This is a genomic window from Rhizobium moroccans, from assembly GCF_057559155.1.
Genome location: NZ_JBHFJG010000041.1, coordinates 4,909 through 25,506, shown reverse-complemented (window position 1 = coordinate 25,506; position 20,598 = coordinate 4,909). Strand labels below are relative to the sequence as shown.

The 20,598-nt window shown below is 62.3% G+C and carries 25 protein-coding genes and 1 pseudogene; 11 read left to right on the top strand and 15 right to left on the bottom strand.

The window, feature by feature from the left end:
* Window positions 1–63 precede the first annotated feature (63 nt).
* From ACE04I_RS19410 to ACE04I_RS19400, 3 genes are read right to left on the bottom strand one after another with little or no spacing between them, the layout of a single operon-like run.
* Window positions 64–1,143: a 5-(carboxyamino)imidazole ribonucleotide synthase gene (locus ACE04I_RS19410; RefSeq protein WP_046794630.1), complete on the bottom strand. Its 1,080-nt coding sequence runs from the start codon at window positions 1,141–1,143 to the stop codon at window positions 64–66.
* Window positions 1,144–1,164: 21 nt separating this feature from the next.
* Entirely contained in the window at window positions 1,165–1,656 is a 492-nt protein-coding gene (purE, locus tag ACE04I_RS19405; RefSeq protein ID WP_046794629.1) for a 5-(carboxyamino)imidazole ribonucleotide mutase, read from the bottom strand.
* Between the two features lie 13 nt (window positions 1,657–1,669).
* A complete protein-coding gene (locus tag ACE04I_RS19400) occupies window positions 1,670–1,873 on the bottom strand; it encodes a YdcH family protein (RefSeq protein ID WP_046794628.1) in 204 nt (67 codons plus the stop codon).
* Between the two features lie 229 nt (window positions 1,874–2,102).
* Here ACE04I_RS19400 and ACE04I_RS19395 point away from each other — a divergent pair, with 229 nt between their 5' ends.
* Window positions 2,103–2,279, top strand: a complete 177-nt coding sequence (locus ACE04I_RS19395) for a YdcH family protein (protein ID WP_046794627.1) — start codon at window positions 2,103–2,105, stop codon at window positions 2,277–2,279.
* A 124-nt stretch (window positions 2,280–2,403) separates the two neighbouring features.
* On the opposite strand, the gene ACE04I_RS19390 is transcribed toward ACE04I_RS19395, so the two are convergent.
* Window positions 2,404–2,664: an ArsR/SmtB family transcription factor gene (locus ACE04I_RS19390; protein ID WP_046794626.1), complete on the bottom strand. Its 261-nt coding sequence runs from the start codon at window positions 2,662–2,664 to the stop codon at window positions 2,404–2,406.
* 176 nt (window positions 2,665–2,840) lie between these two features.
* Here ACE04I_RS19390 and ACE04I_RS19385 point away from each other — a divergent pair, with 176 nt between their 5' ends.
* The 6 genes from ACE04I_RS19385 (at window position 2,841) to ACE04I_RS19360 (ending at window position 8,170) form a co-directional block, all read left to right on the top strand.
* Entirely contained in the window at window positions 2,841–3,494 is a 654-nt protein-coding gene (locus tag ACE04I_RS19385; protein ID WP_046795078.1) for a thiamine phosphate synthase, read from the top strand.
* Entirely contained in the window at window positions 3,494–4,639 is a 1,146-nt protein-coding gene (locus ACE04I_RS19380; protein WP_487207529.1) for a tetratricopeptide repeat protein, read from the top strand. The genes ACE04I_RS19385 and ACE04I_RS19380 overlap by 1 nt, the downstream gene beginning before the upstream one ends.
* A 297-nt stretch (window positions 4,640–4,936) precedes the next feature.
* On the top strand, window positions 4,937–5,737 hold the full coding sequence (locus ACE04I_RS19375; RefSeq protein WP_046794625.1) for an inositol monophosphatase family protein: 801 nt from the start codon (window positions 4,937–4,939) through the stop codon (window positions 5,735–5,737).
* Between the two features lie 109 nt (window positions 5,738–5,846).
* On the top strand, window positions 5,847–6,902 hold the full coding sequence (locus tag ACE04I_RS19370; RefSeq protein ID WP_046794624.1) for a hypothetical protein: 1,056 nt from the start codon (window positions 5,847–5,849) through the stop codon (window positions 6,900–6,902).
* 3 nt (window positions 6,903–6,905) lie between these two features.
* Window positions 6,906–7,937, top strand: coding sequence for a peptidoglycan -binding protein (locus ACE04I_RS19365; RefSeq protein ID WP_046794623.1), 1,032 nt, complete (start codon window positions 6,906–6,908; stop codon window positions 7,935–7,937).
* Window positions 7,938–7,951: 14 nt separating this feature from the next.
* Window positions 7,952–8,170, top strand: a complete 219-nt coding sequence (locus tag ACE04I_RS19360; RefSeq protein ID WP_046794622.1) for a hypothetical protein — start codon at window positions 7,952–7,954, stop codon at window positions 8,168–8,170.
* 10 nt (window positions 8,171–8,180) lie between these two features.
* On the opposite strand, the gene ACE04I_RS19355 is transcribed toward ACE04I_RS19360, so the two are convergent.
* The gene (locus tag ACE04I_RS19355) at window positions 8,181–10,100 is read right to left on the bottom strand and encodes an ABC transporter transmembrane domain-containing protein (RefSeq protein ID WP_487207528.1); all 1,920 of its coding nucleotides are present in this window, start codon (window positions 10,098–10,100) and stop codon (window positions 8,181–8,183) included.
* A 64-nt stretch (window positions 10,101–10,164) separates the two neighbouring features.
* Between ACE04I_RS19355 and rpmE the strand changes: the two genes are divergently transcribed.
* From rpmE to ACE04I_RS19340, 3 genes are all read left to right on the top strand, one after another.
* On the top strand, window positions 10,165–10,386 hold the full coding sequence (gene rpmE, locus ACE04I_RS19350; protein WP_046794621.1) for a 50S ribosomal protein L31: 222 nt from the start codon (window positions 10,165–10,167) through the stop codon (window positions 10,384–10,386).
* 143 nt (window positions 10,387–10,529) lie between these two features.
* Window positions 10,530–10,784 (top strand): type II toxin-antitoxin system prevent-host-death family antitoxin, encoded by a 255-nt coding sequence (locus ACE04I_RS19345; RefSeq protein ID WP_046794620.1) that lies wholly within the window; start codon window positions 10,530–10,532, stop codon window positions 10,782–10,784.
* Between the two features lie 9 nt (window positions 10,785–10,793).
* Window positions 10,794–11,219, top strand: coding sequence for a hypothetical protein (locus ACE04I_RS19340; protein WP_046794619.1), 426 nt, complete (start codon window positions 10,794–10,796; stop codon window positions 11,217–11,219).
* A gap of 34 nt (window positions 11,220–11,253) precedes the next feature.
* On the opposite strand, the gene rcdA is transcribed toward ACE04I_RS19340, so the two are convergent.
* The 3 genes from rcdA to ACE04I_RS19325 form a co-directional block, all read right to left on the bottom strand.
* Window positions 11,254–11,766 (bottom strand): protease adaptor protein RcdA, encoded by a 513-nt coding sequence (gene rcdA / locus ACE04I_RS19335; protein ID WP_046794618.1) that lies wholly within the window; start codon window positions 11,764–11,766, stop codon window positions 11,254–11,256.
* A 339-nt stretch (window positions 11,767–12,105) separates the two neighbouring features.
* Complete coding sequence (locus ACE04I_RS19330; protein ID WP_046794617.1) at window positions 12,106–12,297, bottom strand: DUF1192 domain-containing protein; 192 nt, start codon at window positions 12,295–12,297, stop codon at window positions 12,106–12,108.
* Complete coding sequence (locus tag ACE04I_RS19325; protein ID WP_046794616.1) at window positions 12,281–13,576, bottom strand: MFS transporter; 1,296 nt, start codon at window positions 13,574–13,576, stop codon at window positions 12,281–12,283. Before ACE04I_RS19325 ends, ACE04I_RS19330 begins: the two co-directional genes overlap by 17 nt.
* Before the next feature lie 185 nt (window positions 13,577–13,761).
* On the opposite strand from ACE04I_RS19325, the gene ACE04I_RS19320 reads away from it, so the two are divergent.
* Window positions 13,762–13,923 (top strand): hypothetical protein, encoded by a 162-nt coding sequence (locus ACE04I_RS19320; RefSeq protein ID WP_170986347.1) that lies wholly within the window; start codon window positions 13,762–13,764, stop codon window positions 13,921–13,923.
* On the opposite strand, the gene ACE04I_RS19315 is transcribed toward ACE04I_RS19320, so the two are convergent.
* From ACE04I_RS19315 to ACE04I_RS19285, 7 genes and pseudogenes are all read right to left on the bottom strand, one after another.
* Window positions 13,924–14,829 carry a PhzF family phenazine biosynthesis protein gene (locus ACE04I_RS19315; protein ID WP_046794615.1) on the bottom strand — a complete coding sequence of 302 codons (906 nt, stop codon included), beginning with the start codon at window positions 14,827–14,829 and terminating at the stop codon, window positions 13,924–13,926.
* A gap of 111 nt (window positions 14,830–14,940) precedes the next feature.
* Window positions 14,941–15,387, bottom strand: coding sequence for a hypothetical protein (locus ACE04I_RS19310; protein WP_046794614.1), 447 nt, complete (start codon window positions 15,385–15,387; stop codon window positions 14,941–14,943).
* Window positions 15,388–15,536: 149 nt separating this feature from the next.
* Window positions 15,537–16,433: a fructose bisphosphate aldolase gene (locus ACE04I_RS19305; RefSeq protein WP_487207527.1), complete on the bottom strand. Its 897-nt coding sequence runs from the start codon at window positions 16,431–16,433 to the stop codon at window positions 15,537–15,539.
* 214 nt (window positions 16,434–16,647) lie between these two features.
* Window positions 16,648–17,850 carry a phosphoglycerate kinase gene (locus ACE04I_RS19300; protein WP_046794612.1) on the bottom strand — a complete coding sequence of 401 codons (1,203 nt, stop codon included), beginning with the start codon at window positions 17,848–17,850 and terminating at the stop codon, window positions 16,648–16,650.
* A gap of 67 nt (window positions 17,851–17,917) precedes the next feature.
* Window positions 17,918–18,208: pseudogene (locus ACE04I_RS19295) on the bottom strand (type II toxin-antitoxin system RelE/ParE family toxin).
* Window positions 18,201–18,446: a type II toxin-antitoxin system ParD family antitoxin gene (locus ACE04I_RS19290; protein ID WP_348625756.1), complete on the bottom strand. Its 246-nt coding sequence runs from the start codon at window positions 18,444–18,446 to the stop codon at window positions 18,201–18,203. Before ACE04I_RS19290 ends, ACE04I_RS19295 begins: the two are co-directional and overlap by 8 nt.
* Window positions 18,447–18,538: 92 nt before the next feature.
* Complete coding sequence (locus ACE04I_RS19285; RefSeq protein ID WP_046794611.1) at window positions 18,539–20,383, bottom strand: potassium/proton antiporter; 1,845 nt, start codon at window positions 20,381–20,383, stop codon at window positions 18,539–18,541.
* Window positions 20,384–20,598 lie beyond the last annotated feature (215 nt).

Genomic DNA, 20,598 nt, shown 5'->3' with positions numbered 1-20,598 from the left:
GCCTGTTGGTGCGAGGGGCGCGCTCTCAGTTGGGGGTGCAGATAACCCGAGCTATCGCGCCTGTCAACCTTGCGAGGGCGTTTTCCGGCCCTTCAATTCGGTGATATGCCCCATTTTCCGGCCGGGCCGGGCTTCCGTCTTGCCGTAGAGATGCACCAGCACGTCCTTTCGGGCAAGCCATTCGGGCACGGCATGAAGGTCGTCGCCGATCAGATTCGTCATCACGCAATCGGAATGGCGGGACGAATCGCCAAGGGCAAGGCCGGTGATGGCGCGGATATGCTGCTCGAACTGGGAGATGACGCAGGCCGCTTCCGTCCAGTGGCCGGAATTGTGGACGCGCGGGGCGATCTCGTTGGCGATCAGCCGGCCATCCGCCATCACGAAGAACTCCATGCCGATGACGCCGACGTAATCGAGCGCGGCGAGCAGCTTCTCCGCCGATTCGCGGGCGGCTTGCGCCGCATCCTCCGAAATGCGGGCGGGCAGGGTGGAGGTGTGGAGAATGCCGTTCCTGTGGACGTTTTCCGCCGGGTCGTAGCAGGAAACCCTGCCGTCCTTGCCGCGCGCGGCGATGATCGACACTTCGCGTTCGAACGGCACGAAGCTCTCGAGGATGAGCGGCACGCCGCCCAGAGCCTCGAATGTCCCGGCCGGATCGTCTCCAGCCGAGCGGAAGACGCGCTGGCCCTTGCCGTCATAGCCGAAGCGGCGGGTCTTCAGCACGCCCTTGCCTCCGAAATCGGCAAGCGCCGCATCGAGATCGGCCTGGCTGTCTATGGCATGGAACTTCGCCGTCTCGATGCCGCAGGCATTGAGGAACGTCTTCTCGGTCAGCCGGTCCTGGGAGACTTCCAGCGCCTTGGCGGGGGGGTGGACGGGAACCGTCTTCTGCAGCGCTTCGGCGGCGGTGACCGGCACGTTCTCGAATTCATAGGTCACGACGTCCGAGCGGCGCGCGAGTTTGGCAAGGGCAGCGGGGTCGTCATAGGCGGCGACGATCTGTTCGTTCGCCACCTGGGCGGCTGGACAGTCTGGCTGCGGCTCAAGGATGACGGTGCGGAAATTCAGCCTCGCGGCGGCGGCGGCAAGCATGCGGCCCAATTGTCCGCCGCCGATGATGCCGATCGTCCTGATGGTCATGCGGTCTTCACTCTCGGGCACTCAATCGATCGGATAATCGGCAACGGTGGCCGTCTGGCGGAGGCGCCATTCATCGAGCCGATCGGCGATATCGTCATCCTGCAGGGCGAGCACGGCGGCTGCGAGCAGGGCGGCATTGATGGCGCCGGCCTTGCCGATCGCCAGCGTTCCGACCGGAATGCCGGCCGGCATTTGCACGATCGAAAGCAGGCTGTCCTGGCCGGAAAGCGCCTTCGATTGCACCGGTACGCCGAAAACCGGCAGCGGGGTCATGGCGGCGGCCATTCCCGGCAGGTGGGCGGCTCCGCCCGCGCCGGCGATGATGACCTGGAAACCTTCCTCGCGGGCGCCCTTGGCGAAGCTCACCAGGCGGTCGGGCGTGCGATGCGCCGAAATGATACGCGCCTCGTAGCCGATATCCAGCGCTTCCAGCGTATCGGCGGCGTTTTTCATGGTTTCCCAGTCGGACTGGCTCCCCATGATGATGGCTACCGCAGGTCTTTCCGGCGACATGATCTTGCCCTCCTCACGCAATGATATCTGGAATGATCTGGTCCTCGAGCTGGCTCATCTTGTCCTTCAGCGCGAGCTTTTTCTTCTTCATTCGCTGGATTCGCAGGGCATCGCATCCGACCTGGATCATGGCGTTGATGGCAGCGTCGTAATCCTCGTGCTCCTGGCGGAGCCGCGCGAGCGCCAGCCTGACATCCGCCTGTTCCTGATCGGCCATGTTTGTGTCCCTATTCCGCTTCCGGTCTCTGCCTGGTTGCCGCGACGTGCGCAAGCTCCTACCACCAAAAGCCATTAACTGGAAGTTAGGCGTTGCCACGATTTTGCCGCGTCGATAACAAGATTTGACCTTCGACAAACGGCTCTGATCGTGTCACACTCCCGTCGCAAACCTGAAGCCTCCGGCCCAGGAGTTGGCGGGGGCAGGTACCTAAAGGAGGACATGCCACATGACCATTCAGGCTCATCTTGCATCTCTCGAAAAGAAGCACAGTGCTCTCGAAGAAGAGTTGCAAAGTGTTCTATCGTCCCCCTCTTCCGACGACCAACAGATCGCAGCAATCAAACGGCGCAAACTGCTCCTCAAAGACGAGATGGAGCGCCTAAGGTCCAAGACCCGCCACTGATCGTCGTAAACGAAAACATCCTTCGCCGCCCGCGCCGGGTTTGTTGAGTATCAGGGAAAGCAGGCGGCAAACCAATCCCGAGATAAATTTCAGGAAATCATCACGGTTCTGGTCGTGGCCGGTGTCACGACCAGAACTGATCCAGCCAGAGGTTCAGTTTGTCGAACCCCTTGTTGTTGACGGAATAGACCCGCCGGGTTCCCCTGGCGGCGACCGTCACGAGATTGCTTTCGAGCAGCGCCTTCAAATGCTGCGAAACCGCGGGGCGGCTGATCGGCAGGCCCTGCGCCAATTCATTGACCGTTTTCGGGGATCGCCGAAGCTCTTCCAGCAGATGCCGCCGGTTCGGATCAGCTATGGCTGCGAAGGGATCAACGCTCGTCATTCCCCGAACTTACGGTAAACGCCGGATGACGGCAAGATTTTATTGTGCATTGCAGCAGGAGCTTTCCTCGCCTTTGTGCCTCTGCTGCCGGAGGCTAGCGGTTGATCCTTGCCGTCGTCCGGTCTATCGGATTGTTCCAGAAGATAAACAAATGCCGCGCCCAAACAGGATATGCCATGACCGAACCGGAAGACCGTTGCCGCCTCGTGCTGATCGTGCCGGAAGGCGAGGATGCGGCAGCACAGGCGAAGGATGTCGAGGATGCTTTGCGGGGCGGTGACGTATCTTCCGTCATCCTGCCGCAATATGGTCTTGACGACCAGGCCTTCCAGAAGGGGGTCGAGAAACTGGTGCCGATCATTCAGGCGGCGGGTGCGGCGGCGTTGATCGCGGGCGATAGCCGGGTGGCCGGCCGGGCGAAGGCGGACGGCCTGCACATGAGCGGCGGCCCCGCGGAAATCGGCGAGGCGATCGAGAAGTTCACGCCGAAGCTCATCGTCGGCGCGGGCGGAGTAGCCGACCGCCATACGGCGCTGGAGATCGGAGAGCTCAGGCCCGACTATATCTTCTTTGGAAAGCTGGATGGCGATATCAAGCCGGAGGCGCATCCCAAGAACCTGGCGCTCGGGGAATGGTGGGCCTCGATGGTGGAAATCCCCTGTGTCGTGATGGGCGGCAGCGACATTGCCTCGGCTCTTGCCGTGGCCGAGACGGGGGCGGAATTCGTCGCCCTCCGCTCCGCGGTCTTCGCCCATCCTGCCGGCGCGGCTGTCGCGGTTGCGGAAATCAACGCGATGCTGGACGAAAAAGCGCCACGGTTTGAGGTTTGATGGAGCCCATGCCGCTGAACCGCCGAACCCGATCTATCCGTGATGCGCTGCTGGCGACCGCGTTCGCCTGCGCCATCCTGCCCGGGCTTGCCGCGGCGCAAGCTCAGCCGCCGGCTGTCGCGCGTCCGCTGGAGCCGGTCGCCGAGCCGATCAAGAAGGGAAGGGTCGGGGCGCAGGAGGGTAATGCGGAGGCCGGCGGCATGCAGGAGCCGGAGGCCCAGCCGGACGGCATCGTGCCTTCCGGAGGCGTCGAACTCTATCAGCGCATGGGCGCGAGACTACCGCCGGCGCCCGCTGAAAAGCCCGCTACCGGGCCTGCCGATGAGGCTTACGGCGCCTATCAGCGAGGCCTTTACGTGACTGCGCTCGACCTGGCGCTCGCCCGCGCCCAGAAAGGGGATGCCGCAGCCCAGACGCTGGTCGCCGAAATGATGATGAAGGGGTTCGGCATCAAGCGCGACGCGGAGGCCGCCACCTTCTGGTACGGGCAGGCGGCGGAGCGCGGCGATCCGGCCGGAATGTTCCAATATGCGCTGCTCTTGATGAGCGGCAGGCATGTCGCGCATGACAAGGCGAAGGCCGACGAATACATGCGCAAGGCCGCGGAGGCCGGAAACTCCTCGGCGCAGTTCAACTGGGCGCAGATCCTGGTTTCGGACAATCCCGGCGAGAAAGGGCTGAAGCTCGCGCTGCCGTTTTACGAAAAGGCTGCCGCGCAGGGGCTTGCCGATGCGCAATATGCGGTCGCGCAGCTCTACGTCGCCGTCAAGGACGCGCCGGCGGAGAAGAAGACCCAGGCCCGCGAGTGGATGGAGCGCGCCGCCATGGCCGGTTTCGATACCGCCCAGCTCGATATGGGGCTGTGGCTGGTGAACGGCGTCGGTGGCCCGCGCGATTACGAGAAGGGTTTCGACTGGCTCAGGATAGCGGCTCATCGCGGCAATGTGGTGGCCCAGAACAAGCTCGCGCATCTCTACATCAACGCGCTCGGCACGCGGCCGAACCCGGTGGAAGCGGCGAAATGGTATGTGCTTTCCCGTCGCGCCGGCCTGCAGGACCCGGCGCTCGAGGATTTCTATCTCGGTATCAACGACGACCAGCAGCGCCAGGCGATCGACGCGGCGAACAAGTTCCGGCGTGGGTGAGGAGCGATCCGGCGAAGCCGGAGAAATCGATCCTATGAATCGATTTCAGCGACGAACGCCCGAAGCGTAAGCGAAGGGCCGGAGGGGAGACTTTACACCAATTCCATGCTTCTGCCCCACGATATATCCGTAATGGCACGAACAACAATGTTGGTGGCCGCTCGTCAAAACGCAAGCCTCAGTCGCAAGGCTTGAATTTCCCGCGGTTTTGTGGTCTTGAACCGCCAATCTCGACATCGCCCGTAAAACGTCCGTCCCGATCACACGAATACGGGACACCCGCCAAGGATTTCCCGCATGGCCCGCTCCGCCCTTCTCAACGTCATGGTTCAGGCTGCCATCAAGGCCGGCAAGTCTCTCAGCCGCGATTTCGGCGAGGTGCAGAACCTGCAGGTTTCGGTGAAGGGGCCGAGCGATTTCGTTTCCCAGGCGGATCTTAGGGCAGAAAAGATCGTCCGCGAGGAGCTGATCAAGGCGCGTCCCACCTATGGCTTCCTCGGCGAGGAGAGCCAGGAGGTGAAGGGCACGGACGGCGCGCATCGCTGGATCGTCGATCCGCTCGACGGCACGACGAACTTCCTGCACGGCATCCCGCAATTCGCGGTTTCGATCGCGCTCGAACGCAACGGCGAGATCGTCGCCGGCGTCATCTTCAATCCTGCGACGGACGAGCTCTACACCGCCGAAAAGGGCGGCGGCGCCTTCCTCAACGATCGCCGCATCCGTGTCGCCTCCCGCCGCGTGCTTTCCGACTGCGTCATCGGCTGCGGCGTGCCGCATCTCGGGCGCGGCAATCACGGCAAGTTCCTGGTGGAGCTGCGCCACGTGATGGGCGAGGTAGCCGGTATGCGGCGCATGGGCGCGGCCGCGCTCGATCTCGCCTATGTGGCGGCTGGCCGTCTCGACGGCTTCTGGGAGGCCGACCTTTCGCCATGGGACATGGCGGCGGGCCTCATCCTCATCCGCGAGGCGGGCGGGTTCACCAGCGACATGAAGGGCACGACCGATATTTTCGGCAGCGGCAACGTGGTCGCCGGCAACGAACTCATCCACAAGGCGCTGATCGAGGTCGTCAACCGGCCGGTACCGACCCGCTGAGCGCTATCTGCGGGCAATAGTCCCGTGTTTTCCACGGCCTGCACACTTCAATTCGTCGCATTTTTCCACTAGCCTCCGGCCAATGGTACCCGGAGGCAAAAGGCATATCATGATGGATGCGAGGGTGGACGATCTGGACGAAGCGGAAGCGGACCGCGGCTACAACTACAAGCTCTCCAATCCCGTCCCCTTCCTCTGGACGATGGTGCTCTTCCTCATCATCGTCGGTTTTGTCTCCGCCATCCTCTACCGGCAGGCCGCGCATGCCTTCCAGACCAATCCGGGTCTCAACGGCCTCATCCTCGGCGTCCTCCTGATCGGCATCGTTCTCGTCTTCAACCAGGTGATCGGCCTCATTCCGGAGGTGCGCTGGTTCAATTCCTTCCGGGCTGCGGGCAGCGTCGAGAAGGCTGGGCGCGAACCCAGATTGCTTGCGCCGATGCGTTCGCTGATCGGCCGCCGCCAGACGCGGCTCTCGACCGCGGCCTTCCGCTCGATCCTCGATTCGATCGGCACCCGGCTCGACGAATCGCGGGACACGTCCCGCTATCTCATCGGTCTCCTGGTCTTCCTCGGCCTGCTCGGCACTTTCTGGGGCCTTATCCAGACCATCGGCTCGATCAGCAACGTCATCGGCGCGCTGGACCCTAATTCCGGTGAATCGAGCGACGTACTCGCGGCGATCAAGAGCGGGCTTGCCCAGCCGCTCTCCGGCATGGGCACGGCGTTCTCCTCCTCGCTGCTCGGCCTTTCGGGATCGCTGATCCTCGGCTTCCTCGATCTGCAGGCCGGCCGCGCGCAGAACCGCTTCTACACGGAACTCGAGAACTGGCTCTCCTCCGTGACCGATGTCGGTTCCGATCTGCCTTCCGCGCTCATCGAAACGGCGGGCGCCGCCGGTTCGACGGAAGATCTGCGGTTGGTGGCGGAGCAATTGCGCAAGCTTGCCGCCAGCCAGGCGGCGCTCGCCAAGAGCCAGGATGGGCCGCATAGCGACCGCTCGCTTGCCGCCATGGCCAATCTTGCCGAAGGCATTCAGGGCCTCGTGCGCAACATGCGCAACGAACAGCAGATGCTGCGCGACTGGATCGAGGCGCAGCAGGAGGAATCCAGGGCCCTGCGCCGGACCCTCGACCGGCTTTCCGACAAGATCGGGGGCAAGTAGGCGATGGCGCTCGCAAAGAACCGCCGTCGCGAGCGGGGTGTCGATTACTGGCCGGGTTTCGTGGACGCGCTTTCCACGCTGCTGCTCGCCATCATGTTCCTGCTCACCGTTTTCGTGCTGGCGCAGTATCTGCTCAGCCGCGAGATCAGCGGCCGCGACGCGGTTCTGAACCGGCTGAACAGTCAGATCGCCGAATTGACGGAGCTCCTGGCGCTCGAAAAGGGCAACAACCAGGACATGGAGGATATGCTGGCCACGCTGCAGTCCTCGCTTGCCACTTCGGAAAGCGAGCGTTCCCGCCTGCAGACCCTGCTCGACCAGGGCGCCGGCAGCAGCAACGCCGCCAATGCGCAGATCGGCGAGCTGACCGGCAAGCTCTCGGAAGAGCAGCAGGTGAGCGCGCGCGCCATGAACCAGATCGAGCTGCTCAACCAGCAGATCGCCGCGCTGCGCGCCCAGATCGCCGCTGTGGAGGCGGCCTTGCAGGCTTCCGAAGCGAAGGATCAGGCCTCTCAGACCCAGATCGCGGACCTCGGCAGACGCCTCAACGTGGCTCTTGCCCAGCGCGTGCAGGAGCTCAACCGCTACCGTTCCGATTTCTTCGGCCGGCTCAGGGAAATCCTCTCGGACCGCGAGAATATCCGCATCGTCGGCGACCGCTTCGTCTTCCAGTCGGAAGTGCTTTTCCCGCCAGGCGGCGATCAGCTCGATCCCGCAGGACAGGCGGAGATGGACAAGCTTGCCGTCGCGCTGCTCGACCTCGCCAAGGAAATTCCGCCCGAGATCAACTGGGTGCTGCGCGTCGACGGGCATACGGACAATGTCCAGCTTTCCGGCTCCGGCCGCTTCCGGGACAATTGGCAGCTTTCCTCGGCCCGCGCCACTTCGGTCGTCAAACACCTGATTTCCAAGGGGGTGCCGGCGAACCGCCTCGTGGCCGCGGGCTTCGGCGAATATCAGCCGATCGCCGAGGGCGACACGCCGGAGGCGCGTTCGCAGAACCGCCGCATCGAACTGAAGCTGACCGAGCGCTGAGCAAGAACCCATTCATGGCCAATCGCAAGCCGGACATGGCCGCCCTCCTGAAGGCGGTCGCCGAAAGCCCCAAGCGCGACAACAGCGCCTATCACAAGGCCATAGCCGAAGCCCGCGAAGCTTTCGAACAGGCGGAGGTGCTGCTCGGCGGACCGGTCGAAGTGCGGACCAAGACCAAGGTGAAGCGCAACGGCGAGTATGTCGTGAAGTGGACCTTCAAACCCGCAGAGTAACCGGTGGGCTTCAGAGAGCGGCGGCGCTCTGCCGTTCGATATCGTGGAACTGCAGCCGGGCGAGCTTGGCGTAGAGCCCGCCGGCGGCGACGAGGCTCTGATGAGTGCCTTCTTCGACGATGCGGCCATCATCCATAACCAGAATACGGTCCGCCTTCAGCACCGTCGCCAGGCGGTGGGCGATCACCAGCGTCGTGCGATCCCGCATAAGGCCATCCAGGGCTTTCTGCACCAGCGTCTCGCTTTCGGCATCGAGCGCGGAGGTCGCCTCGTCGAGCAGCAGCACCGGCGCGTTCTTGAGGATCGCCCGGGCGATTGCGATCCGCTGGCGCTGGCCGCCCGAAAGCGTGATGCCGCGTTCGCCGGCCACGGTGTCGTAGCCCCGGTCGAGCCTTGAGATGAACTCGTCCGCCTGTGCGGCGACGGCCGCGGCGCGCACGGTCTCGCGGCTTGCATCCGGGCGGCCGAAGGCGATGTTGTCGTGGATGGAGGCGGCGAAGATCGTCACGTCCTGGGGCACGATGGCGAGCCGCGAACGGAGATCGGAGAGCGCGGCCTGACGGAGATCGACGCCGTCGAGGCGCACGGCGCCGGCGGTCGGATCGTAGAAGCGCAGGAGCAGCGAGAGGATCGTGCTCTTGCCGGCGCCGGAGGGGCCGACGATCGCGACGGTCTCACCGGCTCGAATCCGGAAGGAAAGATCGTTGAGGGTGATGGCGCTGACGCGCGCCGGATAGGCGAAGGAGACGCCCTCGAACTCCACTTCGCCGCGTGCCGGGGAGGGGAGCGCGACCGGGTTCTCGGGATCGCGGACGGCAGGCACTTCGTGCAGCAGTTCGGTCAGCCGCTCGGCCGCGCCGCCCGCCTGGGAAAGCTCGCCCCATACCTCTGAAAGCTGGCCGAGAGAACTGGCGACGATGACTGAGTAGAGCACGAACTGACCGAGCGTGCCGGCGGTCATGGTGCCGGAAAGAACGCTTTGGGCGCCATACCAGAGGACGCCGACGATGCTGCCGAAGACGAGGAGGATGGCAAAGCCGGTCAGCAGCGCCCGCGCCCGGATGGCGGCGCGCGCTGCATCATAAGCTGCCTCCACGGCTCCGCCGTAGCGGCTTTCGGAAGCGGCCTCGCTACCGAAAGCCTGAACCGTCCGGGTCGCGCCGATGGTTTCGGCGGCGAAGGCGGAGGTTTCGGCAAGCGTATCCTGGGCCGCGCGCGAACGTCGGCGCACCGAGCGTCCGAAGGCGACGAGCGGAAAGACGATCAGCGGGATGGCGCCGAGCACGAGACCCGAGAGGCGCGGGCTCGTATAGATCATCATGCCCATCGCGCCGAGACAGAGAATCGTATTGCGAAGCGCCTGGGAGGCCGCCGAGCCGAAGGCCGACTTGATCTGTGTCGTATCCGCCGTCAGCCGGGAAACGATCTCGCCCGACTGGTTGACGTCGAAGAAGGAGGGCGAAAGCCGCGTCACATGGGCGAAGACCTCGCGGCGCAAATCCGCCACCACTCGCTCGCCGATGGTGATGACGTAATAATAGCGCATGGCACTGGCAACCGCGAGAACGGCGGCGAGCGCCAGCAGCATGCCGAAATAGTTGTTGATGAAGCTGCCGTCGGCGGCGGCGAAGCCATGGTCCACCATGCGGCGCACGGCAAGCGGCAGCGCCAGTGTAGTCGCGGCGGCCAGTACCAGAAAGAAAACGGCGGCGGCGACCAGCCGGCGATAGCGGGCAAGATAGGGGAGGAGCCTTGCGAGCGGTTTCAGCGCCCTGCCTTTGTTTTCGGTTTCTTGGGCTTCGGCCAATTTTTCCCTCTGTTTTCCTTCGGCCGCTTCAAGGCCATACGGGTACTTGTACTTCCGGCGACCTTCCTGTATAGGCTCCGCATCGAATTGGGAAGCCGTGGCCGGATCGGTCTGCGGCTTCATTTATTGAAGAGGCTTCCCGCTCGCAATTGCGACAAATGGACCTCGTGAGAGCAGGATTATCGACATGAAGGCTGACATTCATCCCGACTACCACACGATCAAGGTCGTCATGACCGATGGTACCGAATACGAGACCCGCTCGACCTGGGGTTCGGAAGGCGCGACCATGAACCTTGAAATCGATCCGAAGTCCCATCCGGCCTGGACCGGCGGCAACCAGCAGCTCATGGACCGCGGCGGCCGCGTTTCCAAGTTCAACAAGCGTTTCGGTGGCCTCGGCCTCTGATTCCTTGTCTGGATCGAACGAACAAGGAGCCTGGCGCAAGCCGGGCTTTTTTGTTTTTGGGAATGCCAGCATGGGCGAGACGATCAGCTTTCCAAACTCCGAATTATACGTATAATCCGTTTTGTTGCATAAGGATACCCTGGATGGCTACGGTCGGTTCTCTCGAATTCCAACGCAAGTTCGGAGAATATCAGCATAAAGCGCAGCGGGAGCCGGTTGAGATCACTCGTCACGGCCGGCGTGAGTTCGTGCTCATGTCGGCGAGCCAATATGACTGGTTGAAAGCTGCGGCGCAGCGAGCCCATCGTACAGAGGACGCAACCGATATCGTCACCGAAGCGGTCGAGCGAGCTGAGATGGAACCCGAGCAAGCAAAGCTCGACGATCTCCTGAAGTAAGGTGATCCGGTGGGTTTGCCTGATCCCAAGCCGGGTCTTGTCGTTCGCTACGATTATGTATGGGTGCATGAAGCGGCGGCAGGACAGGATCGCCGCAAGGATCGCCCTACCTGTCTTGTGGCCGCCAGCGACAGTGCGGCTCGTCCGCGCTATGTCGTGCTGTTGCCGATAACCCATACGCCGCCATCGGGCGATACGATCGGAATTGAGATCCCCTCGAAGGTGAAGAGCGCGATCGGCCTGGACGATCTACCGAGCTGGGTCATCGTTTCGGAGTATAACGTTGACGAATGGCCGAATGGCGGCTTGTCGCAAGTGCCGAACCGAACCGGCGAATTCAGCTACGGGTTCATTCCGCCGGGTCTGTTCACGGCGATCAAAACCAAATTCCTGGAATTGGCAAAGTCGAAGAGAACCGCCGCTATACGCCGTTGAACTCTTGGGCCTACAGAAGCGGCTGCCGTTCTCTTCAATTTCCGAAGGCGGTGTGCAGCAGGCTGATCTGGGCGCGGACGCTGTTTTCGTTGTCCGGGATCACCGGAGCGTCGCCCGGGCGATAGATCTCGCGGTCGAGGAGAGCGATGCGGTTCTGCAGGCGCAGCGAGCGTTCGACGAGATCGCGGAAGCCTTCCGGCAGGTCGAGCCAGCCGGGCGCGCTGCGATCGACGTTGAAGCCGTCGAGGCGGACCTTGCTCTTTTCGGAAAGCACCTGCTCGCGACTCATCTCGCCATTGTTGACGGCGCGCTGCAGGAGCAGCCAGGAAGCCATCTGCATCAGGCGGGTGGTGAGGCGCATGGATTCAGCGGCATAGAGAACGGATGCCATGCGGGGCAGAACCTTGGAGGCGGCGCGCCCGGTGCCGTCGAGATAGCTCGCGGTCTCCTCGACCAGTGCCATGCCTTCGGAATAGAGCGCCTTGAACTGCGGGGAGGCAGCGGCGCGTCCAGCAAAGCTGATCGTGTTCAATCCCTGTTCTGACATGATTTCATTCCCGCTAACGCATCACATTCAGGCAATGGGGACGTCGGCAGAAGGTTCCCGTGCCGTTCTAATTGACCTGAACATGAGCCTTATAGCGGAAATCCGCAAGACGTTTCTTAAGGAAAGGTTAATACCCACAATTTCGGTGGGAACCATTAAAAGAAGAGCCGCAAAAGCGGCTCTCAAGGTAAAACAGGGAGAAAATCAGACCCCATTCGCCGAACGGTGAAACTGTCTGAATCCAGAAGGTCTGGATGCCCCATGATATAGTCCATTAATGATTAATACGGGGTTAAGCCGGTTGCCGGTTTCACAGAATTCCCGGTTTGACGCAGGCTTTCAGCTCTTGAAGAAACTGTCCGCCGCGCGCCGGCCGGCCGTCTTGCGCTCCTTCTCCGCCTCCATCCGGAGGATTTCCTCCTTCAGGAACCCGATGCGGGTGTCGAGTTCGTCCACCGAGAGCATCGAAAGATCGGAGCCCAGTTCGTGGGCGGCAGGCTTTTTCGGTCTATCGTCATCGAGAAAGCTCATGCTGACTCTCCTGCGGTTGGTTCGTGTCCGTTGCGGCCTCCGTGTTGGCGCGCGGATCGAGCGACAGTCCTTCCGGCGTTCCCAGCGGTGTCGTCCCGGCGGGCGCGGTCGTGTAGGTGTCGCGCTCGTCCACCGGTACGGGGGGACGGGCGCGGCTGCGCAGGACCGCATAGGCCGACACTAGAATATGCGCACCGGCGGTAACTGCAAAGACCGCATGCGGCCCGAGCGAAGTCATCACCGGCCCGCCGAGACTGGGGCCGATGATCGTGCCTATGCCGAAGAGCAGCAGCAGCCCGCCCGAGACCTTCACGAAATCCTCCGGTGCGGCAAAGTCGTTGGCGTGCGCCACGGCGATTGGATAGAGCGCGTTGGCAGTCGCGCCGTAAAGGGCGACCAGAACGATGATGGCGTAGACGTTTACCGGCTGGAAAAGCACGAGGGCCAGCCCGGCGACTGCCGAGACGGCGGAAAGCCCCGCCAGCACATGGCGGCGGTCCATGCGGTCGGAAAGGCGGCCTGCGGGGAACTGCATGATGGCGCCCGCGAAAATGGTGATGCTGACCATGGCGGCGACCGCGCCGTGGTCCAGCCCCACACGCGTGGCGAAGACGGCGCCGAGCGTACCGTAGGCGCCGTTTGCGATGCCGATCAGGAGGATGCCGACAGAGGCGATGGGCGAATTGCGGAAGAGCGCCCTGAGATCAAGGTTAACGCGCTTCAGCGGCTGCGGGGAGGCGGCCTTGGAAAGCGTCGTCGGCAATTGCGCGACGCAATAGAGCATGCCGCAGACCATGAAGAGCAGCGGCGTGGAAACATCCGAGAAGGGCACCATGAGCTGCCCGCCGACCACACCAAACAGGGTGATGGAGATATAGAAGGAGAAGATCGTACCGCGACTCTCGTTGGTCGCCCGCTCGTTCAGCCAACTTTCGATGATCATCGAGGTGCCGGCCGTGCAGAAGCCGGTGATGGCGCGCAGCACCAGCCAGGAGGTCTGCTCGACGAAAATGCCGGTGATGAGCACGTTGAAGCAGATCAGCGCCAGGAAGCCGGAAAACGCCCGCACATGGCCTATACGCCGTACCACGCTCGGAGCCACGAAGCAGCCGAGCACGAAGCCTGCGGCCCAGGTGGTTCCGAGCAGGCCGAGAACATCGTTGGAGTAACCTTCCTGGGTGCCGCGGAGCGGCAGAAGCAATCCCTGGAGACCGTTGCCGAGGAAGAGAAAAAGTGTACCGGTGAGGAGGGCGAGGACTGGCAGCAGGTTTCGGCTCATTTCGATACTGTCTTTTTCTCTCGTACCGGTGATCAACCCTGAAAATGCAGGGCAGCGAGTAGCTATGTTGCCTTGTAGTAAAGCAGGCGTTAACGCAGTCCTCGGCGGATGTTCCCTTGCTGAGGCTATCTGTGGTGAAGTGCAAAAATGTCCAGCCTATGGCGGCGGGGCGAGGTTAAAAAGCGATGACGAAAACAATCTCGGTCCTGCTGATCCTGGCCATGCTGGTGCAGATCATCCGTCCGCTCGACCTGCCGGGCCTGAGGCGGCGGGGAGATTTCTGGAAGCTTGCGGTTTTCGCCTTCGCGATATGGGCGGTGGCGCTGCTGCTCAGGGAATTTACCTGATCACCAGTCGATAGCGCCGCGCATGGCGGAAACGCATCGGCCGGAAATGCTGACATCGCGGACGATGCCGCCCTGCTTTCTCACGTCGAGCTCGATGACGCTCGCGCGGCCCATCTCCACGCCCTGCTCGACGGTGATGTGGGTATCGAGATCCGCCTCCTCGGCAAGCGTCGCCAGATAGGCGGCAAGTGCTGCCGAAGCACTACCGGTCGCCGGGTCTTCCATCACGTTGTCGAGCGGCGCGAACATGCGGGCGCGCACCCGCCAGGGCTCCTGGCGGACATAGAGGAAAAGCGAAAAGTCCGTCACCTGGTGCCGGCCTGCCGCTTCGCGGAAGGCGGAAAGATCGGGGCACGCGGCACCAAGCGCCTCGAGACTGTCGATCTCGGCAAGCGCGAAGGGCAGGCCCACGGAGGCGAAGATCGGCGCGTGCGTTTGGGTCAGCACCATGGCGGGCTCGATCGAAGCGCAGCGGGCGATAAGATCGGGCGTCACCTCGTCGCCGACATCAAGAGGGCGCGGCGCGCGGATGGTGGCGCCGATGACGCGGCTTTCCTCCCGCAGGAGTTCGACCTCCACCAATCCCGCCAGTTCCTCGAAGCGCAGCCTGTCGCCAACCGGCGTGCCGAAGAGTTCGGGCCGCTGGCCGAGCACATAGGCGGTTCCGACATTCGGATGGCCGGCGAAGGGAACTTCCACCGTCGGCGTGAAGATGCGCACACAGGCGCTGTTTTCCGGATCTTCGGGCGGCAACACGAAAGTGGTTTCCGAATAGCCGAACTCCGCCGCGATCTTCTGCATGGCCTCGTCGCTAATGCCACGCGCATCGGTGATCACGGCAAGCGGATTGCCGCTGAAGCGTTCGGAGGTGAAGACATCGACGGTGACGTATTCGGCGGTCGGCATGGAGCCTCCTCTGAAGAGAGTATCGCGATTTAAACGCTTCGTCCCAGCGTCCACCAGCCAATGTTTTTGATCGCTCCATCAGCAAAACAGAAGCGACAGGAGGGCTTCGCGTCAGGCGAGGCCGTGGTCCTTCATTGCCTTCTGTTCGTCGGCGGTGACATAGGCGAAAATCTTCGGTTCGCCGCTCGCGATCGTGACGAAATAGAAATTGGTGAAGCGGATAGTGCCTGCCTTGCGCGCCTTGTTTTCGTAGGCGAATTCCCAATCGACCACCGCGACCGCATGAAGCTCGTCGAGCGGCGTGATTTGCAGACCCTGCAGCAGCATCCGCTTTCCGCCGACCTTTCGGTAATGTGCGAAGCCCTGGGGTATCACCGCCCTGAGCTTGTCGTCATTGGTGCCGGCGAACACGCCTTGCGGGGCCGAGCCGACGAAGTGTTCCGCAAAGGCGTCGGCAAGGCGATCGAAATCTGCCGCCTGCGGGTCCGTGAGAGCCTGGTCGCTGATCCGGCCGTAATCATCGAACAGGGCGCGGACCTGTGTGTTCAAGTCGCTCATGGTTCACCTCCTTCCCATGGAACGCCAGAGGTGCAATTAGGTTCGGAGGCGCAAAATGAAAGGCCGTGCCGGAGTGCCGGCACGGCCATCCCGCAGAGCGCGGACATGGCATATCGCCTGAGATTAACGATATGCTTTACAGCCGATCATCAGGACTTATTGACGCTTGCGGCGTAGATTTGATCGATCGTTTCGGCCAGGCTCGCATCGAATTCTGCGTCACTCATCGTGACGCGCAGGTTTTCCGCCAAGGCGCGGGAGAAACTCGCGATCATGCCATGGTTATGGCCGAGCTTTTCGCAGGCTTCCGCGGTGCTGTAGCCGCCGGAAAGGGCGACGACGCGAACGACCGACTTATGAGCGATCAGAGGAGCGTAGAAATCGGCGACCGTCGGGATCGTCAATTTAAGCATGACTGTCTCGCCCGCGGGAAGCTTGTCGAGTTGTTGTGCAATCTCATCGCGCAAAATGGCTTCGGCCTGTTCCTTCGTCGGGCTCTTGATGGAAACTTCAGGCTCGATGATCGGCATGAGACCCTGGCCGATGATCCGGCGCGCCACCTCGAACTGCTGCTGCACGACGGCGGCGATCCCGGCCTTATCGGCGTGGCCGATCACCGAGCGCATCTTGGTTCCGAATATCCCCTTTTCGCGACCGCGGATCAGGAGAGTATCCAGATCGGGCATGGGCTTCATCGTTTGAACGCCGTTTTCTTCGGTGTTCAGGCCCTTGTCGACTTTGAGGAAGGGCACGACGCCCCGCTTTTCCCAGAGATAGGACGGAACAGCCTGACCATCGACGTCGCCGTCCATGGTCCGCTCGAACAGGATAGCGCCGATAACCTTGTCGCCCATGAAGGCGGGCGCGCTCATGATGCGGACGCGCATGGCGTGCACCAGGCGGAACATCTCCTCATCACCCTGATAGTCGGCGTCGGATACGCCATAAAGGCGCAACGCTCCAGGTGTTGAACCACCGCTTTGGTCCAGCGCCGCAATAAATCCGGGCGCAGAACTCATCTTGTTCAACATCTTCGCGTCCACCATACTACACTCCTGTCCCTAAACTTGGCGCGAAACGCGCTCATCTCCCAATCTGACAATTCGCCGATAACAGAAGTTATAGAGAAGGAAAATCCTGCCTTAAACGACTGAAACGATTGAAATTATTTCAATCGTTTAAAACAAATAAATTTTTTAAAAGCTCTTGACCGGTTGACGCCCGGGCCTATGTCCGAGCGCCGTTTCCACCGAATCCGGCTCAGGCGTTCTTGGCGAGCACGGCCACGCCAGGCAGTTCCTTGCCTTCCATCCATTCCAGGAAAGCGCCCCCGGCTGTGGAAACATAGCTGAAATCGTCGGCCACGTCAGCATGATTGAGAGCTGCCACCGTATCGCCGCCGCCGGCGACCGAGATCAGCTTGCCCGCTTTCGTCTCTTCGGCCGCGTGTTCTGCGGCTGCGACCGTCGCCGCATCGAAGGGCTCGATTTCGAAAGCGCCGAGCGGACCGTTCCAGACGAGGGTATTGGCCCGGGAAATCCAGGAATTAATCGCCTCGATGGATTTCGGCCCCACATCCAGCACCATGGCGTCGGCGGGAATGGCATCGATGCTCACCACCTCGTTGGCGGCGCCCGCCTTGAACTCGCGTGCGACGACGCCATCCACCGGCAGGATGATGGCGCAGCCGGCGGATGCGGCCTCGATCATGATCTGTTTGGCGGTATCGGCAAGGTCGTGCTCGCAGAGCGATTTGCCCACATTGGTGCCGCGCGCGGCGATGAAGGTATTGGCCATGCCGCCGCCGATCACCAGCGCATCGACCTTCTTCACGAGGTTCGTAAGGAGGTCGATCTTGGTGGAAACCTTGGCGCCGCCGACGATCGCCACGACCGGATGGACCGGATTGCCGAGGCCCTTTTCCAAGGCCTCCAGCTCTTCCTGCATGGTGCGGCCGGCATAGGCCGGCAGATGGTGGGCAAGACCTTCGGTCGAGGCATGCGCGCGATGGGCGGCGGAAAAGGCGTCGTTGACGTAGATGTCGCCGTTCTTCGCCAGTTCTTTCGTGAAGGCGGGGTCGTTCTTCTCTTCACCCTTGTGGAAACGGGTGTTTTCCAGAAGCAGGATATCGCCGTCAGCCATCTTCGCGATTGCTTCCTCGGCGGCGGGGCCGATGCAATCGGAAGCGAAGAGAACCGCATGATCGAGCACCTGCTCGACAGTGGGGACGATCAGCGACAGCGACATGTCGGCAACGGGCTCACCCTTCGGACGGCCGAAATGGGCGAGCAGGATCACCTTGGCGCCCTTTTCAGACAATTCCAGGATGGTGGGCGCGACGCGCTCGATACGGGTCGTGTCCGTCACCTTGCCGTCGGCAACGGGAACGTTGAGATCGACGCGCACGAGCGCGCGCTTGCCTGCGATGTCGGAAAGGTCGTCGAGGGTCTTGAAGGCCGGCATGGCTGGATGCATCTCCTGGGAAGTGGTTGGAGCCGGACCATACTATGCCTGACCGGTGACGCAAGACTTAGAGTTTTAGGCGACGAACGCTTCTCTGATGTATGACGGCGAGGATGAGAATGCCGGAGCCGTCGATTTCGTAGAGGACGATATGGCTTCCGTGTTCATGCCGCCGGACGCCCTCGCCAATCTAGGTGGCGGGCCGTCCCATTCGCGGATTGTCTACCAAAAGCTGGAAGCAGTCCTCCATATCGTCCTTGCAAAGACGAGCCTGCCTCAACCCGAATTGCTCGATACCGTAGATGAAGATATCGAGGATTTCGCTTTCCGCCCTGGCGGTCAGCCGGTAGCTATTCACGAATACCCTCGCGGGTTGCCGCTATATGTTCGGCTTCTGCGAAAAGATCATCCAAGCTGCGGGCGCCGATTCCGCTGGCACGAGAATTTGCAACGAGCTGTCGAAGCTCATCCATGGTGAATTCGCGCCCGCGCCGCTCCCGGTCGCGGCGAACCAGATCGCGCACATAGTCGCTGGCGCTGGCATATTCACCTTTTTCAACTTGCGCCTCGATCCATTCCTTCATCGGATCGGGCAAGGAGACACGGTCATGGTTGCCATATCAAATCTCCTATTCCGTTGATCATGACATAAATAGGAAAAAATCACAAAAATTCTTATCGCAACCAATTAAACGGTGGTGCCGGGACCTTCCGGTGGACCGCCGGTTGCCGGTCTGCCTCTCTGCCTGCGCAGGAAATCGCGGACACGGTGGGCGATCTCGCGCATGTTGATAAAGATCGGCAGGTTGGTCGCGGGCTCGACCGGTTCCAGAGAGATGCCGATGCCGTGGATATTGTCGTGCTCGTCGAGTTCGCGGACGATCAGCACGATCGAGCCGAAACGCATGCGGTCGGCGTAATCCGCCTTGCCGCCGAGACGGTGGACCATCAGTTCCCCGACGGTCATGTCCTTTTCGGCAGGGGTGAGCAGGCCGGGGCCATAGGCCGCGTCGAGCTCCTTGGCGGGACCGGCCGGTGAAATCGAGAAGGCGCCGAAGAATTCGGTATCGTCCTCCTCCACCGGTACGCGGCTGGCAAAGAGCCGGTCGAGCAGGCGCGTATAGGCCGGCGAGACGAAGAGATAGACCTGATCGCCTTCGCGCAACCGGCCGGCATACTGATAGCGCATGCTCTTGCCGTCGCGGATGACGAGCGAGGGCATGGCCCAGCGCGGAATGCGCTCGCCGCTGAGAATGGGGCTGTCCTTCACGACGCGGTAGGAGATCAGCTCGTGATGGGCGGCGCCCGGCAGGTCGAGCTCCACCTTGTCTACCGCGCCCATCCTGGGCGGAGTGATGAGGCCGAGCCGTTGGGCCACCGGCTTGATCGTCCAGCCTTGCAGGAAGAGCGAGACAAGCACGATGATGAAGGCGGTGTTGAAGTAGATCACGCCGTTTTCGAGCCCGCCGATGACCGGCAGGATGGCGAGCAGAATGGAGACCGCGCCGCGCAGGCCGACCCAGGCGACGAAGCCTGTTTCCTGCTGCGTGAGGTCATAGGGCATCAGGCTGAGCCATACGGCGATCGGGCGGGCGACGAAGATCAGGAAAAGCGCTAGCGCCACCGCAGGCAGGATGATCGGCGGGAACTGCGAAGGCGTGGCGAGCAGGCCCAGCACGAGGAACATGATGATCTGCGCCAGCCAGGTAAGCCCCTCATGGAAACGGGCGATCGCCTGCTTGGCGAACATGCGGCGGTTGCCCGCATAGATACCGGCGACATAGACGGCAAGAAAGCCGCTGCCGCCGATCGCGCCGGTGAAGGCGAAGACGAGGAGTGCCAGCGTCAGCGCGAAGATCGGCGCGAGCCCGCGATCGGAGGTGAAGCGGTTCAGCACCCATACGATCATCATGCCGCCGAGCAGGCCGAAGATCATGCCGAGCCCCATTTCCTCGATGAAGAGAAACAGGAAGTGCAGGTCGAGCCCTCCGAAGCCCCGCCCCGACGCCAGCAGATCGACGAGGGCGATGGTGAGGAAGATCGCCATCGGGTCGTTGGTGCCGGATTCCACCTCCAGCGTGGAGCGCACCTTGTCGCGGATGTTGATGCCGCCGATGCGCAGCAGGAAGAAGACGGCCGCCGCATCCGTCGACGCGACGATGGAACCGAGCAGCAGGCCTTCGAGAAGCGAGAGCCCGAGAAGCAGCGAGGCGGCAAAGGCGAAGATGGCCGCCGTCACGAGCACGCCGACGGAGGCAAGCGTGAGCGCCGGCAGGGCGGCGATGCGGAAGGAGTGGATCGAAGTGCCGAAGCCGGAATCGAAGAGCACGATCGCCAGCGCCAGGGAGCCCAGCATGTAGGAGAAGGGGAAATTGTCGAATTGGATGCCGAGGCCATCGACGCCGGCGATCAGCCCGATCGACAGGAAGATGAGCAGCAGCGGCGCGCCGAAGCGGTAGGCGAGCAAGCTCGAGAATGCGGCCGCCAGCACCAGGATCGTGCCGACCAAGAGGATGATGTAGAATGCCTCCACGAAGCCGTTCCTTCCTTCACACACAGCCCATGCCGTCCGCACGATTCCCGCCTCCCAGCACCCGCCAATGGCGGGCACCGTGCCGTTGTCGCCGGGCGACGCTGAGGTATGAGGCGGATTCCGGCGGGAGCGCCGGGGAATCGGACAATGACCTGATTAGGCAGGAACAATTCCGGCAAGAGAAGGGCAGGCAACGAAAAAGAAGAGCGGGGCGG